Annotated in this window: 1 protein-coding gene; it reads left to right on the forward strand. The window is 43.4% G+C overall.

Annotated features, from left to right (window positions below; translation table 11 throughout):
- Nucleotides 1-251 (forward strand): hypothetical protein (locus tag KI356_RS27850; protein WP_212937081.1); only part of this gene is annotated, 251 nt, incomplete at both ends.

The following is a 251-nucleotide window of genomic DNA, read 5'->3' on the forward strand; positions in this document are numbered from 1 at the left end:
AGATGGATAACAATCGACGCGCCACTGGAAAAACTACCATTATTAGTACGTGCAGGTGCAGGTATTCCTCTTAGTGAACGTATAACATACGTGAGTGAAGCGGAAGATAATCATCGTAAATTGAAATTATTCCCAATTAAAGGAACGGGTAAATCCACCGGACTTCTGTTTGAAGATGATGGCGAAACTTGGGGATATACTGAAGGTAATGCTCTGTGGCTTGAATGGGAGCTGGACTGCACAGCCACTAC

Source organism: Bacillus hominis, assembly GCF_018332515.1.
Taxonomy (GTDB): domain Bacteria; phylum Bacillota; class Bacilli; order Bacillales; family Bacillaceae_G; genus Bacillus_A; species Bacillus_A hominis.